Origin of the sequence: Companilactobacillus keshanensis (assembly GCF_003946205.1) — a bacterium.
Lineage (GTDB): Bacteria > Bacillota > Bacilli > Lactobacillales > Lactobacillaceae > Companilactobacillus > Companilactobacillus keshanensis.
This window is the reverse complement of record NZ_RHOS01000015.1, coordinates 26,780-40,728: the sequence shown is the minus strand read 5'-3', so window position 1 is coordinate 40,728 and position 13,949 is coordinate 26,780. Positions and strand designations below refer to the sequence as shown.

Here is a 13,949-nt window from a genome sequence, read left to right as displayed (position 1 = left end):
TAACCATCGTAACAATAATAGTGTCTACTCTATATATATATAAATATAATTAATCGTTTATTTTGGCATTAATAAAGGGACCCTCCAAAAATTTGGAAAGTCCCTTTATTTATTATCTTACATTTGCTAATAAATGATTGTTATCTAGGTAATAATACCCACTTGAATCGTCAAAGATCATATGTGAAATATGATCGAATAAGTTATTAACAGTTACTTTACTGTTTGGTTCTACGACAATAACTTTGTGTAGACCAGAGCTTATTTCAAGATCTGAATCATAAGAATTCATGATCATAAATTTGGTTAAATAAAATCTAACATCTTTTTTAGAATTATTTTTTACAGTCATGCTCACTGCATAATCACTTTTAGATTTAGACTTATGAAACTTAAAATATATATCCCGCTTTTCACGTTTTGGTAAACTCTGATAATTCACAGCCTGTTCTTTAGTATTTGATTCTTCAGGTGATTTGACTGTTGAACATCCAGCCAAAAATAACAACAAGAATATTGATAAAATTCCCGCAGCTTTTTTCATGATCATTACTCCCGAGTGGCTCGTTATATCTGTCGCTCACATTTAACCATCATATATTATAAATAACAATATATTAGCTGTCTTGTCGTGTAGCAGCGATATCAACTTCACGGATATTTACTTCTTGAGGCATATCGTACATGAATTTCACGGTTTCCGCGACATGCTTAGGATCAAGTGTGATACCACCCATAGATTGCTTCCAGTCTTCATATTCACTCAAGGCACTATTGTCAGTAACATGCGTCAAAAGCTCCGTTTCAGCAGCGCCCGGTGCAACTATCATTACTCGAACATTTTCACCAGAAACTTCTTGTCTGACTGTTTCACTCAAACCATGAACACCGAATTTGCTGGCAACGTAGGCCGCATGATTTTGAAAGGCTTTAAATCCAGCAATAGATGATACGTTGATAATTGTTCCATGATGACGTTCTTTCATTCCAGGAAGAACTAACTGCATCCCATTTAAAACGCCTAAAACATTCGTATCTAGCATCGTCTGCCATTCTGTTGCTGACTGCTTCCAAATATTACCAAGTAACATCAATCCGGCATTATTGATCAAAAGATCAACTGGGCCATAAGCTTTCTCTGCTTCTTTGATTGCTTTTGATAACTCACCTTGATCAGTTACATCAGCATGTCTGATCATAACTTCTCCGTCAAGATTAAGTGCTTCAATTTTTTCAATACGACGTCCAAGCAATAATAGTGGATAACCATCGGCATTGAATATTTTGGCCATTTCAGCACCGAAACCTGAACTAGCACCTGTAATTACAATTAAATTTTTCATTTATATATTCTCCATATTTATAACTAAGTCTGTTTGACGACTACAAATTAATATTATAAACTGAGATAATTATTTTCCTAGTACGCACTTTTTAGTTACCGGGATGTCAGGAGTTAAAAAAATGTACGCAAATGAGTTCGACGCTACAATGCAATTGATCCGAGGAAAGTGGAAAATACGTATCCTTTATGAATTAAATTCCGACCAACATACTCGCTTTAACGCCCTGCAACGTAATTTAAATCCAATTACCCATAAAATATTATCCGAACAGATTCAACAAATGATCAATGATGGATTAGTGAATCGGCACGACTTTCATGAACAACCGTTACATATTGAATATAATCTGACTACTAAAGGAGAATCACTTATTCCTGTAGTCGATGCAATCTGTGATTGGGGTTTAGCAAATATAGACCAATCCGAATTAAAACAAACGCTTTGCGAATAAATATAAAAATACCGTTATCTGTGATTTCAGATAACGGTATTTTTAGAAAGAAATCTTAGGAGTGATCTCTTTTTACTATTATAGAATTGTTCTGATCAGCTTAATAATTGCCCCGACAGCAACTAAGAAGATATATACATTGACCAATTTTACAACAGCTTTCATAACTAAAGGATAAGTTTTTTTCTTAACTTGGTCCTTCAAATAAGGATGATAATTATCCCAAATATTTGGGTAAAGTAGTACTACTATCATTGTAATGTAAGGTACCACTTGTAAAACTGCCAATATCGGTATCAACAAAAATGCTAGCCACCAACTGGCCTTGAACAAACTCAAAGCATTAGTTTTACCAATTTTGGAAACTAATGTCTTGCGACCATTTTTCTTATCAGCTTCTAAATCGCAAGTATCATTGCACAATTGTGCTGAAAACATTGCAAACATATTTGGCAAGCAAACTATGATTGTATTAACGATCACACTAGAAGTCAGTCTTCCACTGCTTACAGTCCCAAGATAGACGTAGACAACTGGAATTAAAATGGAAATGGCAATAGCCACCACTGCCGATCCAAACATAGTTGAATTCAATGGTTTGGGCCCTGCTGAATATGCTAAACCAACGATTACACAAATAATCCCGATTAAAAGTGTCCACCAATTAGTTCGATAAACCAGAAATGCACCAATCAATAATGGAAAAATGGTCAAACCGTACATCCATTTTTTGACTATTACCAATAATTCACGATTCACACCAATGGTACTAATTTTCTTTCGATAATTCTCGCTCTTAGAATTTCTAAAATCCATATAGTTATTATGAAAATTAATAATTATGTGAATAAAAAATACAGCGATAAATCCTAAAATACCATTGATAAAATCAAACGTTCCAATACTAAAATATGAATAACTTACGGCAAGAATAAACCAGGCCACATCTAGTACTGTCGTCTTGATCTCAGATAACTCAAAAAAAAGTTTTCGATTCATAATTTTCTACTACATTTCCTCTGGAGCCTTAACACCAAGAAGGCCTAAGGAGATTTGCAAAACAGTTGTCACTGATTTAACAAGTGAAAGTCTAGCAACAAGTCCAGCGTCCTCTGTCAAAATCTTACTATGTGCATAATATTGATTAAAACTCTTAGCAAGTTTCAAAGCATATTTTGCAAGTACAGATGGTTCATAGATACGTCCAGCACGTGAAAGAACTTCAGGGAATTCTTGAATCAATTTTAAAGTATCCCAGGCTTGTTCGTCATCAAGTGATAAATCACCGTCAAAGTTAACGTCGCCGGCTTTTCTCAAAATGCTCAATGCTCTAGCATTTGTATATTGAACGTAAGGGCCAGTTTCACCTTCAAAACGAACGACTTCTTCAAGGTTAAAGTCAAAACTGTCACGTCTTTCATTCTTCAAATCATGGAACACAACGGCGCCAACACCAACAGCTTCAGCAACTTGATCTTTATTCTTCAAATCGGGGTTCTTTTCTTCAATTTGCTTCTTAGCCAGATCAACAGCATCATTTAAAACATTTTCAAGTAAGATAACACGACCCTTACGAGTTGAAAGCTTCTTACCACCGTTTGTGATCAAACCAAATTCAATATGATGAATATCATCAGACCAATCATATCCCATCATCTTCAAAACAGCCTTTAACTTCTTAAAGTGTTCAGATTGTTCACTACCAACTACGTATAGTGATTTCACAAAATTGTAAGTATTCTTACGATAAATTGCGGCTGCAAGATCACGAGTAATGTAAAGGGTTGCACCATCAGTCTTCTTGATCAAAGCAGGTGAAAGATCCAAGTCTGATAGATCAACAATTTCAGCACCTTGGCTCTCTTGAAGCAAGTTCTTTTCTTCGAGAGTATCAATAACTGCGTCCATCTTGTCGTTATAAAATGCTTCACCGTTAAATGAATCGAATTCTACTCCCAAACGTGTATAGATCTTTTGAAATTCACTCAGTGATAAACTTCTGAACCATTTCCAAAGAGCAAGGGCCTCTTCATCGCCATCTTCCATCTTTTTGAACCAGGCACGGGCCTCATCATCAAGTTCTGGTTTTTCCTCTGCTTCCGTATGGAAACGAACATAATATTTCAAAAGATTGTTAATAGGATCTTCTTCAACTTCTTCTTTTGAACCCCACATCTTATATCCAACAATCAATTTACCAAATTGTGTTCCCCAATCGCCCAAATGGTTGATCTTGATTGGTTGATAACCCAATTTAGAAATGATTTTAGCAATTGAATTACCAATTACAGTTGAACGTAAATGTCCCATAGACATTGGTTTAGCAATATTAGGTGATGACATATCAATTGGTACATTGCCACCATTACCTTCATTTTGATTACCATAATTATCTTGTTCTTTTAAAACTTCTTTTAAAACTGTATCTGAAAATACAGCCTTATCTAAGAAGAAGTTGATATATGCACCAGTATTAACGATTTTTTCAAATCCATCTTGATCCATTTGTTCAACTAATTCTTCAGCAATCATTTTAGGTGCTTTGTGCATTGTTTTAGCTAAAATAAATGTTGGAAAAGCATAATCACCCAAATCTGATGTCTTAGGCTTTTCAATTAATTTTGTAATTTGTTCAGCAGTGATCTCTGCTGGTAAAACCTTGGCCAAGGCTTCTACTACTTGTGTCTTTGAATTCATATAGTCCTCCTCAAAATAAAAAACGCCTCTTCCAAATAAAAAATTTGAAAGAGACGAGAATTCCCGCGGTACCACTCTAATTGATAAATATCCACTCAAAAATAGTATTTAATTGTTTATAAAAGGTGCGACTTAATCTTTGAGACGACCAGCTCTCACCAACATCTGATCTCGCTTAGAATCATTCGATTAATTAATCCTTCTTTTGCATAAGTATATTAGCACAAAGAAAAATTAATTACAATTTAATTTTAGACTTCTGGAATGAACATGTGACCTAATGTTGCCGCCATAATAGCTTTGATAGAATGCATTCTATTCTCAGCTTCTTCAAACTGACGAGCATATTTACTTCTGAAGACTTCGTCAGTAACCTCCATTTCAGTTAGGCCATATTTCTCATAAACATCATGGGTAGTAGTTGTCAAAGTGTCATGATAGGCTGGCAAACAGTGCATAAAGATCAATTGATCATCAGGCATTTGTGCCTTCTTCAGCATTTCCATATTTACTTGATATGGTGTGAGTAATTTAAGTCTTTCATCCCACTTATCTTCTTCACCCATCGATACCCAAACATCAGTGTAGATAACATTTGAACCTTTAACACCTTTATCAATATCATCTGTAATTAGAATTTCACTACCTGAATCTTTAGCGAAACCTTTAGCGGTGTCAATAACCGATTGTTCAGGGAATAATTCTTTAGGTGCAAGGATATGGATGTTGACACCTAACATAGCGCTGGCAACTAGGAAACTGTTAGCCATGTTGTTACGACCATCACCGACAAAGGTTAATGTAATACCCTTGATCTTGCCAAAGTTTTCTTTAACAGTCATATAATCAGCAATCATCTGTGTTGGATGCCAGTCATCAGTTAAGCCATTCCAAACTGGAACACCAGAGAATTTAGCCAAATCTTCAACGGTCTTTTGTTTAAAACCTCTAAATTCTATAGCATCATACATGCTACCAAGAACCTTAGCGGTATCTTCAACAGTTTCTTTTTTACCTAGTTGAATATCATGTGATCCTAAGAATTCCGGATGGGCACCCATATCAACTGCAGCTGTAGTAAATGATGAACGTGTTCTTGTTGAAGTCTTTTCAAAAAGCAAAGCAATATTCTTACCCTCTAAGTAATGATGTGGAATATTCTGCTTCTTTAAAGCCTTCAAATGTAACCCTAAATTAATTAAATATTCTAATTCCTTTGGTGTGAAATCTTTTTCCTTTAAAAAGCTTCTGCCTTGAAATACTGATGATTCTTGTCCTTGATAAGCCATGATGAATCCTCCTAAAATTAAAATTAATTTCATAAAGTTAAAATCTGCCTGTAATGATAACGCAAAGATTTTAATAAATCTATACAAAAAAAGAACATTCTAAACTAAGAATGTTCCATAAACCTACTTCTTCAAGGCTTTATCACGCCAAATAAAAATTTCACTCAAAATATTTCCACCGATAGTGCCAATTAACGATCCTAATCCAGTTTGTAATTTAAACATCGCAATTCCCCTCAGTTTCATTAAGATATTTTCATTGTAAGCGCTAACTGATTAATAATCAATTTATTAATTTACAGAGGTGTAGCCAAATAAAATACATTTCACTTTTTGTTCATTTGAACTATCGAGATGATTCATCAATAATATGAACCTTACCTGCTTGATATCCGTTGATAAATTCAGATATTTCTGACATTTTATTTTTAGAGACCTTATTAGTTAGTTTAACAATACTTCCAGGATAATTATGAAATCTGTGGTTTCTTCTAAAATCTATTACTGCTTGATCATATCCCATTTGGTAGTCATCCCTAGGATCATCATCCTTAGTCCTAATTTTGATATGACGATAGTCCTCTTGCACATCATCATAAATATTATTTTTAATATAGTCATGTAATTTTTTAATCGATTTATATAAAATCATAATATTTATATTTTCCTTTCTACTTTTTGACTATAGTATAACTTCATCAGAAAATTCAGGGTACATATTTGCACAAAAAAAGCAGATTCTATTTTCATAAAATCTGCTAGGTTAATTTACTTATTTAGCACTCTTTTCAACGTGTTTTACAACACTCTTGTGACTACCTTCGTATAGCTTCCATTTTTGACCATCTGGAGTTTTAATTGTTGTCTTACCAACCTTAGTAAAGTTCCATGAGAAGTCAGGTTCAGCAATAATTCTAAATCCCTTGATCTTGAATTTCTTCTTGTTGTCCTTGTTCATAACTAACTTAGACTTTTGGAAATATGTGATTGTCTTCTTTGAGCCATCTTTGTTGACACGGAAATACTTAACATCCTTCTTGTCCTTACCAGTGAAGAAAGTAATGTACTCGGCCTTGTTGTCCTTACTTACACCAACATAGTCATGTCCTTTGATCTCTGACTTAGTAATCTTCTTAGCCGAGTGGACATCCTTCTTTTGAGTTGTACTTGTGTTGGAACAACCAGTAGCAACAGTTGTGAAGCCACCCATCAAAGTGATGGCAGCCATCAATGTAACTAATGTTTTTTTCATATTATTCTCCTCGATGCTCTTTAAAATCATTCATCATGTTTGATTCTATTGTAATCAGGAATAAAAATCAATTTATATTACAAACTTTCTTGATAAAATTATGAAAACTTTATTATTCTGTAATATTTTGTTGTATAATTAGTAGTTGTAGCAAATGCGAACTTAGTTTAATGGTAAAATGCTAGCTTCCCAAGCTGGTGTCGCGAGTTCGATTCTCGTAGTTCGCTTATATGGGGTTTAAATCGTTTCATTAAGCTTTAAAACTTTGATTTAACGGGATTTAATATTCAATGAATTTCACTGTATTTCATAAAAGTGAGTCACGCCGACGTCATGAACGTCATCAAAAAAATATATAAATGCACCGTGAGGGTTTAATTATCGTTAGTCAAAAACGATTAGTGATTTTTTTATTTTAAAACATGAATCTTTATTAAAAATAATAACTATAATTCTATTACTAACATTCAAATGATAACAACCAAAAATCCATCTACAAATTGTAGATGGATTTTTTAATGTTTACTTAAATTTTGATTATTAAGATATTTCCTAATAAAAAATCTAGGTAATTTAATTAAACTATTAACAGCAGTCCTGGACCAACTACGATCTGTTTCATGACCATAGCGATCGTTATAATAATCACTTGTCCGTTCATCGTATTTCTTAACAATATCCATTTTATCTAAATATTTATTTTGATGATAAACTGCCTCAAAAGGTAGTCTAGGTTTGATTTTATTAAGTTGGCCTTTGGGATGCCCAATAACCAACCCATAAACAGGAAATACATGTTCTGGAATATTCAACAATTCTGATACCTCAGCAATGTTATCGCGAACTCCACCAATAAAACAGACGCCTAGGTCCATGGATTCTGCAGAAATAACCATATTTTGTGCCGCCAAAGTAGCATCGATCGTACCAGCAAGTGTAGCGTCAGATCCCTCAATCGTTTGTGTTACATCAAGTCCCAAATTTTGAGCCATCCTATCATTTCTGTTCAAATCAGCACAAAAGATAAACAGTCTCCCACCTTGATTCATAAAGAGTTGGTTCCTTGATGCTTTAGTAACTTTTTCACGTAATTTATGATCAACTACATCAATTATTGAATATGATTGTTGAAAGCTTGCTGTTGAAGCAGCCTGAGCTGCCCTTACAAGCCGTTTTACAACATCATCTGATAATGGTTCATCTGTGAAAGAACGCACTGACACGTGCTTTAAAAGCTTATCAATCGTTTTATTATTTAATTGTTCCATATCAACATCATCCTCATTCTTTTCATAAATTTAATTGTATCATGATATATTTTTTTACCCTATTGGGTAGTATAGTTGAGTTAAACAATTAGGAGAAAAGTTATGAAAAAAGTAATAAATACTAAACATACTCAAACAACTATCGAGGCACATAAACCAACTAAACTTTCGCATTGGTTGGTTCTAATAACAATCGCAACTGGTGGAATATATTTGTTAGTTAAATTATATCAAGAATTACATTGTCTATTAAGTAATAAATGTGATCTTTAAAGACCTCAAGATGGCTTTTTATATCCTCGAATATTAAAACAAAATTCATTACTAAACATTTAATAAATTCTCAGTAAAAAAATGAGTTGTTTCCACTTGAGTGATCAAGCGGGAAACAACTCATTTTTAATCACGATCATAAATGTTAACTAATTAGATTTCCCTAATAAAAATTATCTTTCAATCTTTTTAACAAGATATAATCCGTCTGCCTTGAATTTCCTAAATTGAAATCATGGGCACCTATTTTTTTGAATCCTTGTTTCTTATAGAATCTTTGGGCCTTGAAATTATTTTCCCACACTCCAAGGCAAATTCCATCTCTATTAAGTGCCCTCGCTGTATCCTGTGCATAATTCATTAGTGAACCACCAAATCCATGATCCTGATATTTCTTTAACAAATAGATTCGTTCAATCTCCAAAATGTTATTTTGTTTAATCATATCTGCTTCTAATTTAATTTTTAGATAACCGATTTTGATATCATCGTTAACTAAAAAATAAAATCTAGAATTAACATCAGTAAATTCTTTCCTCAGAACTTCAACGTTATACGAATTCTCCAAAAAATCTTTCATATTCTCTTTTGAATTATCTTTAGAAAATGTTTCTGAAAATGTTGAGACACTAATTTCACTCAATTGTTCAATATCTGATACTTTGCATTCAACTATTTTTACCATATTAATATTTTATTTTTCCCTCCACTTTGGATAACAATTCAAAGAGTTTTCTTTGCTCAAGTCTCTGAAATGAACGTGCTGTTGTAGTTTTATCCACCTTAATAACATTGGCCAAATTTTCTAAAATCATTTCTGGGTTATCCGCTATTCGAATAACATACAAATATTGACCTTTCGTCAAGTGTGGATTCCTAAACTCAATATTGTTACGAAATCTAACGAACGAGCAATTATTCCTATAGATTGCAGTATCTCTGTCATCTCATCACTCTCTTTTAAAAGTGTTTTTATTATATACTCACTTTGTTGCATTTGCAGCGAAAATATAAATTTGACCATAAGATAATATTAATCTATTATAGAAAGTGAAAACGTTAACATATTTGGAGGGCAATATGAAATTAGGTATAATTTTAGAAACTAAAGAGCACGAAAAGGCTTGGAATGGTTTTAGACTAGCCATTAAATCACTTGAACTGGGAAATGAAGTTAAGATTTTCTTGATGGGTGAAGGCGTTGAAGTTGAGGACATTCATGATGAAAAACACAATGTTAGTGAAAAAATGCATGAATACCTGGATAACGGTGGAGTCATCTTAGCCTGCGGAACTTGTATCGAAAGCAGACATCGTGAAGATACAACTGAATGTCCAATTTCAACAATGGTTGACTGTGTAAACATGATCGACTGGGCAGATAAGACTGTTACAATCTAATACTACACAAATAAACACGATAACCCGTCTGGGGATTATCGTGTTTTTGTTTTAAAAAAGACTGCAAACTTAAGTTTGCAGTCTTTTACTATTAACTAATACAATTCCATGTATGTATCACGTTCCCATTGAGAAACTGTTTGTTGATATTGTGCCCATTCGGCATTCTTAGCGGCAAAGAAACTATTTGTTAATCCTTTACCTAGAGATGCTTGGACGTACTCATCTTTACGTAATGCTTTCAATGAATTATGTAGTGTTGAAGGAAGATCAATAATACCCTCTGCGGCACGTTCGTCTTCTGTCATTTCATAAATATTCTCTTTAACTTCTGGTGCTAGTTCATAACCGCTATTAATTCCATCAAGTCCAGCGTCAAGAATTGCAGCAATTGCTAAATATGGATTTGTTGTTGGATCCACACTTCTCATCTCAACACGTTTTGACTTACCCTTAGCAGCTGGTACACGAATCAAAGGTGATCTGTTCTTACCTGACCAAGCAATATAAGTCGGTGCTTCAAATCCTGGAACCAATCTCTTGTATGAGTTGATTGTTGGATTATTAACAGCAGTTAAAGCACGAGCATGCTTTAATATCCCACTCATGAATTGTTTGGCAACAGGTGATAATTTGTCGTCTTTATCATCAAAGATATTCGTATCACCATCAAATAATGACATATTAATGTGCATTCCGGAACCATTGATCCCTTGTAGTGGTTTTGGCATAAACGTTGCATATAGACCATGTTGTTTGGCAATCGTCTTAACGACTAATTTGAACATTTGAATACTATCAGCGGCTGAAAGCGCATCTTCATATTTAAAGTCAATTTCTTGTTGTCCAGGTGCCACTTCATGGTGACTGGCTTCAACTTCAAAACCCATTTTTTCTAATTCCAAAACAATATCACGACGGCAATTCTCGCCAAGGTCAACTGGTGAAAAATCAAAGTAACTGCCATCATCGTTTAGATGAAGAGTTGGATTACCTTTATCATCTGTATTGAATAAGAAGAATTCTGGCTCTGGTCCAATATTGAAATTAGTATAACCCATAGCCTTCATTTTCTTTACAATACGTTGTAAATTAACTCGTGGGTCACCGGCAAATGGCTCACCATCAGTTGTGTAAATATCACAAATTAATCTAGCAACTCTTCCATGCTCTGAGCCCCATGGGAAAATCAACCATGTGGAAAGATCTGGATGTAATAACATGTCACTCTCTTCAATTCTTGTAAAACCATCAATTGATGAACCATCAAAAGTGATCTTATTAGCAAGTACTTTATCGATTTGAGAAACAGGAACTTCCACGTTCTTAATGATGCCGTTGATGTCTGTAAACATCAAACATAGAAATTCTACATTCTCATCAACAACTAATTTTTTAATATCTTCAGCAGAATACTTATGCACTTTTACCACTCCTATTTGTATATACCAGTTTTTAGCGAGTTATTAACCAGCGCCATTATCATGGTGTTTTTTAATAATAGAACGATAATACCAATTTGACATTGGACTGTCAAATATATCATTACAATTTTTAAAACTAATTTAATCTCACTCATAAATTGTACTAAAGATTCAGTAACCTGAACAATCTTTTTTAACCAATTTATTTGACAATGTAGCAATTACCAGTTAAATTATAAATATACGAACGAAACTAAAAATAAAAATAATTATTGTTCGTTATTACGGAGTGATTAAGCAAATGCAAGTATTTGATTATGAAGATATTCAATTAGTTCCGAATAAGTGTATCGTTGATAGTCGTTCAGAATGCGACACGAGTATCAAATTTGGGCCAAAAACTTTCAAAATACCAGTTGTTCCAGCTAATATGCAAACTGTTATTGATGAAAATCTTGCTGAACTATTAGCAAGCAATAATTATTTTTACGTAATGCACCGCTTTGAACCTGAAAAACGTATTGAATTTATTAGAGATATGGAAGAAAAAAATCTCTATACTTCAATCAGTGTTGGAATCAAACAAGAAGAATTTGATTTTATCGACTCATTAGTAGCGCAAAAAATAGTCCCAGATTATATCACGATAGATATTGCTCACGGACACAGTGACCGTGTTGTTAACATGATCAAATACATCAAAGAAAAACTACCTGATTCATTTCTGATTGCTGGTAATGTTGGTACTGCTGAGGCCGTTCGCGAACTGGAACACGCTGGTGCTGACGCAACTAAAGTAGGTATTGGACCTGGTAAAGCTTGCATCACTAAATTAAAAACAGGATTTGGTACTGGTGGTTGGCAATTGGCTGCTATTAGACTTTGTGCTAAAGCCGCAACTAAACCAATTATTGCCGATGGTGGAATTAGAACTGACGGAGATATCACCAAGTCGATACGTTTTGGAGCTGACATGGTGATGATCGGTTCAATGTTAGCTGGTCATGAGGAGTCCCCCGGTTCTGTATACGTTCAAAATGGGAAAACATATAAGGAATACTTTGGATCTGCCTCAGAGTACCAAAAAGGCGAATATAGAAATGTTGAAGGTAAGAGAATGTTGTTACCCGCTAAAGGTCCAATAATGGAAACTCTAAAAGAAATGCAACAAGATCTTCAGTCCTCTATCTCTTACGCTGGTGGTAAAGATCTAATGTCACTACGTAAAGTTGACTATGTTATCGTTAAGAACTCGATTTATAACGGTGATTTACATTAAAATAAAAAAAAGAAGCTGACGACTGGGTGTTCGTCAGCTTCTTTAAATGAATGGGATAGTTCATATTCAATTTGACAAAAGTTGCAACTCCTATCAAATTTACCATTACTGTACCATATTGCTCAAATTTTAAAAAGTATCTTATCCTTACTTTTTGAAATTTTACTAAGTTAATTAGGAAAACCAGATTTCACCTCCTTTTTTTATCTTTTGAATCACTATCATTTGGTAGCATTAACAATCCTAGAGATATGAACAACGCCGAAATCATTAACAAAGTTTTTAACATCTCTATCCCTTTTTTATCTAATTCTGTGACTGTCTGGCATGCAAATGATGTATGTTTCGTTCTTGAAAACCTTCAGTTTCACTGACAATAAATCTCGGACGATTGTTAACTTGATCTAAAACTCGACCAAGATAACTGCCGAGTATGCCAACTGATAGTAATAATAATCCTAAGGTAAACAACAGAATTGTAACCCCTACTGAGGCCAGACTATAAGTGCCACTTATTAATAAATATCCTAAGCTAAAGATTCCGCTAACGATCGGTACGACTGAAAAAATATTAGCTAATTGTAAGGGCTTCATTGAAAATGATGTGATTCCATCAACAGCCAATTTGATCATTTTAGAAAGTGGATATTTAGTTTCACCAGCCATTCGTTCCTGACGATGATACATAACACTAGTCTGCTTAAAACCGATCCAAGTTACCTGTCCACGTACAAAGGGATCCTGTTCATGAAGTTTACGTAATTGATTGACTGCTCTTCGATTCATTAATCGAAAATCGCCTGTATCTAGTGGCATATCAATAGTAGCCATTTTTTTAAAGATTCGATAAAATGCCGATGCGGTAACTTTTTTAAAAATTGTTTCGCCATCTCTTTGCATTCTTTTTCCGTAAACAATGTCATAACCTTCATGCCATTTCTGAATCATTTTAGGAATAACTTCAGGAGGATCTTGTAGATCTGCATCCATCACTACCACGGCATCGCCCGTTGCATACTGTAGACCGGCTGTAATGGCTAATTGATGGCCGAAGTTTCTCGAAAACTTAACCAACTTGATATTTTCGTATTGGTTCATTGATTTTTCAATAATTTGAATTGAACGATCCTTTGATCCATCATCAACAAAAATCAACTCATAACGTTCTTTTTGCTGTTCAACGTAATTTAATAAAGTATCGATTGTAGTTTGAATTCCTGCTTCTTCATTGAAGACAGGTAAAATAATAGAAATTAATTGATCCATGAT

General features: G+C 33.9%; 15 protein-coding genes and 1 tRNA gene. 5 read left to right on the top strand and 11 right to left on the bottom strand.

Annotated elements, in window-relative coordinates:
• Window positions 1-112: 112 nt before the first annotated feature.
• Complete coding sequence (locus tag EKM64_RS08485; RefSeq protein ID WP_125677594.1) at window positions 113-544, bottom strand: hypothetical protein; 432 nt, start codon at window positions 542-544, stop codon at window positions 113-115.
• 73 nt (window positions 545-617) lie between these two features.
• Complete coding sequence (locus EKM64_RS08480; protein WP_125677592.1) at window positions 618-1,343, bottom strand: SDR family oxidoreductase; 726 nt, start codon at window positions 1,341-1,343, stop codon at window positions 618-620.
• A 121-nt stretch (window positions 1,344-1,464) separates the two neighbouring features.
• On the opposite strand from EKM64_RS08480, the gene EKM64_RS08475 reads away from it, so the two are divergent.
• On the top strand, window positions 1,465-1,797 hold the full coding sequence (locus EKM64_RS08475; RefSeq protein WP_225420986.1) for a winged helix-turn-helix transcriptional regulator: 333 nt from the start codon (window positions 1,465-1,467) through the stop codon (window positions 1,795-1,797).
• 78 nt (window positions 1,798-1,875) lie between these two features.
• On the opposite strand, the gene EKM64_RS08470 is transcribed toward EKM64_RS08475, so the two are convergent.
• The 5 genes from EKM64_RS08470 to EKM64_RS08450 all read right to left on the bottom strand — a co-directional run bounded on the left by EKM64_RS08470 (window position 1,876) and on the right by EKM64_RS08450 (window position 7,035).
• The gene (locus EKM64_RS08470) at window positions 1,876-2,796 is read right to left on the bottom strand and encodes a prenyltransferase (RefSeq protein ID WP_125677588.1); all 921 of its coding nucleotides are present in this window, start codon (window positions 2,794-2,796) and stop codon (window positions 1,876-1,878) included.
• 9 nt (window positions 2,797-2,805) lie between these two features.
• The gene (gene argS / locus EKM64_RS08465; RefSeq protein ID WP_125677586.1) at window positions 2,806-4,494 is read right to left on the bottom strand and encodes an arginine--tRNA ligase; all 1,689 of its coding nucleotides are present in this window, start codon (window positions 4,492-4,494) and stop codon (window positions 2,806-2,808) included.
• 251 nt (window positions 4,495-4,745) lie between these two features.
• Window positions 4,746-5,783: an ornithine carbamoyltransferase gene (argF, locus tag EKM64_RS08460; RefSeq protein WP_125677584.1), complete on the bottom strand. Its 1,038-nt coding sequence runs from the start codon at window positions 5,781-5,783 to the stop codon at window positions 4,746-4,748.
• A gap of 346 nt (window positions 5,784-6,129) precedes the next feature.
• Window positions 6,130-6,435, bottom strand: a complete 306-nt coding sequence (locus EKM64_RS08455) for a hypothetical protein (protein ID WP_125677582.1) — start codon at window positions 6,433-6,435, stop codon at window positions 6,130-6,132.
• 120 nt (window positions 6,436-6,555) lie between these two features.
• Window positions 6,556-7,035, bottom strand: a complete 480-nt coding sequence (locus EKM64_RS08450; protein WP_125677580.1) for a hypothetical protein — start codon at window positions 7,033-7,035, stop codon at window positions 6,556-6,558.
• A 156-nt stretch (window positions 7,036-7,191) separates the two neighbouring features.
• Between EKM64_RS08450 and EKM64_RS08445 the strand changes: the two genes are divergently transcribed.
• A tRNA-Gly gene (locus tag EKM64_RS08445) sits at window positions 7,192-7,262 on the top strand.
• A 288-nt stretch (window positions 7,263-7,550) separates the two neighbouring features.
• On the opposite strand, the gene EKM64_RS08440 is transcribed toward EKM64_RS08445, so the two are convergent.
• Window positions 7,551-8,303 (bottom strand): NADPH-dependent oxidoreductase, encoded by a 753-nt coding sequence (locus EKM64_RS08440; RefSeq protein WP_125677578.1) that lies wholly within the window; start codon window positions 8,301-8,303, stop codon window positions 7,551-7,553.
• Window positions 8,304-8,405: 102 nt separating this feature from the next.
• Between EKM64_RS08440 and EKM64_RS11430 the strand changes: the two genes are divergently transcribed.
• Window positions 8,406-8,576 carry a hypothetical protein gene (locus EKM64_RS11430; RefSeq protein WP_164505345.1) on the top strand — a complete coding sequence of 57 codons (171 nt, stop codon included), beginning with the start codon at window positions 8,406-8,408 and terminating at the stop codon, window positions 8,574-8,576.
• A gap of 163 nt (window positions 8,577-8,739) precedes the next feature.
• Here the strand turns inward: EKM64_RS11430 and EKM64_RS08435 are convergent, their stop codons facing one another.
• Window positions 8,740-9,261 (bottom strand): GNAT family N-acetyltransferase, encoded by a 522-nt coding sequence (locus EKM64_RS08435; protein WP_125677576.1) that lies wholly within the window; start codon window positions 9,259-9,261, stop codon window positions 8,740-8,742.
• Window positions 9,262-9,656: 395 nt separating this feature from the next.
• Here EKM64_RS08435 and EKM64_RS08430 point away from each other — a divergent pair, with 395 nt between their 5' ends.
• Complete coding sequence (locus EKM64_RS08430; RefSeq protein ID WP_125677574.1) at window positions 9,657-9,977, top strand: DsrE family protein; 321 nt, start codon at window positions 9,657-9,659, stop codon at window positions 9,975-9,977.
• Window positions 9,978-10,072: 95 nt separating this feature from the next.
• Here the strand turns inward: EKM64_RS08430 and glnA are convergent, their stop codons facing one another.
• A complete protein-coding gene (gene glnA, locus EKM64_RS08425) occupies window positions 10,073-11,401 on the bottom strand; it encodes a type I glutamate--ammonia ligase (protein WP_125677572.1) in 1,329 nt (442 codons plus the stop codon).
• Window positions 11,402-11,702: 301 nt separating this feature from the next.
• Between glnA and EKM64_RS08420 the strand changes: the two genes are divergently transcribed.
• Complete coding sequence (locus EKM64_RS08420) at window positions 11,703-12,680, top strand: GMP reductase (protein ID WP_125677570.1); 978 nt, start codon at window positions 11,703-11,705, stop codon at window positions 12,678-12,680.
• A 306-nt stretch (window positions 12,681-12,986) separates the two neighbouring features.
• On the opposite strand, the gene EKM64_RS08415 is transcribed toward EKM64_RS08420, so the two are convergent.
• Window positions 12,987-13,946, bottom strand: coding sequence for a glycosyltransferase family 2 protein (locus EKM64_RS08415; protein ID WP_125677568.1), 960 nt, complete (start codon window positions 13,944-13,946; stop codon window positions 12,987-12,989).
• Window positions 13,947-13,949 lie beyond the last annotated feature (3 nt).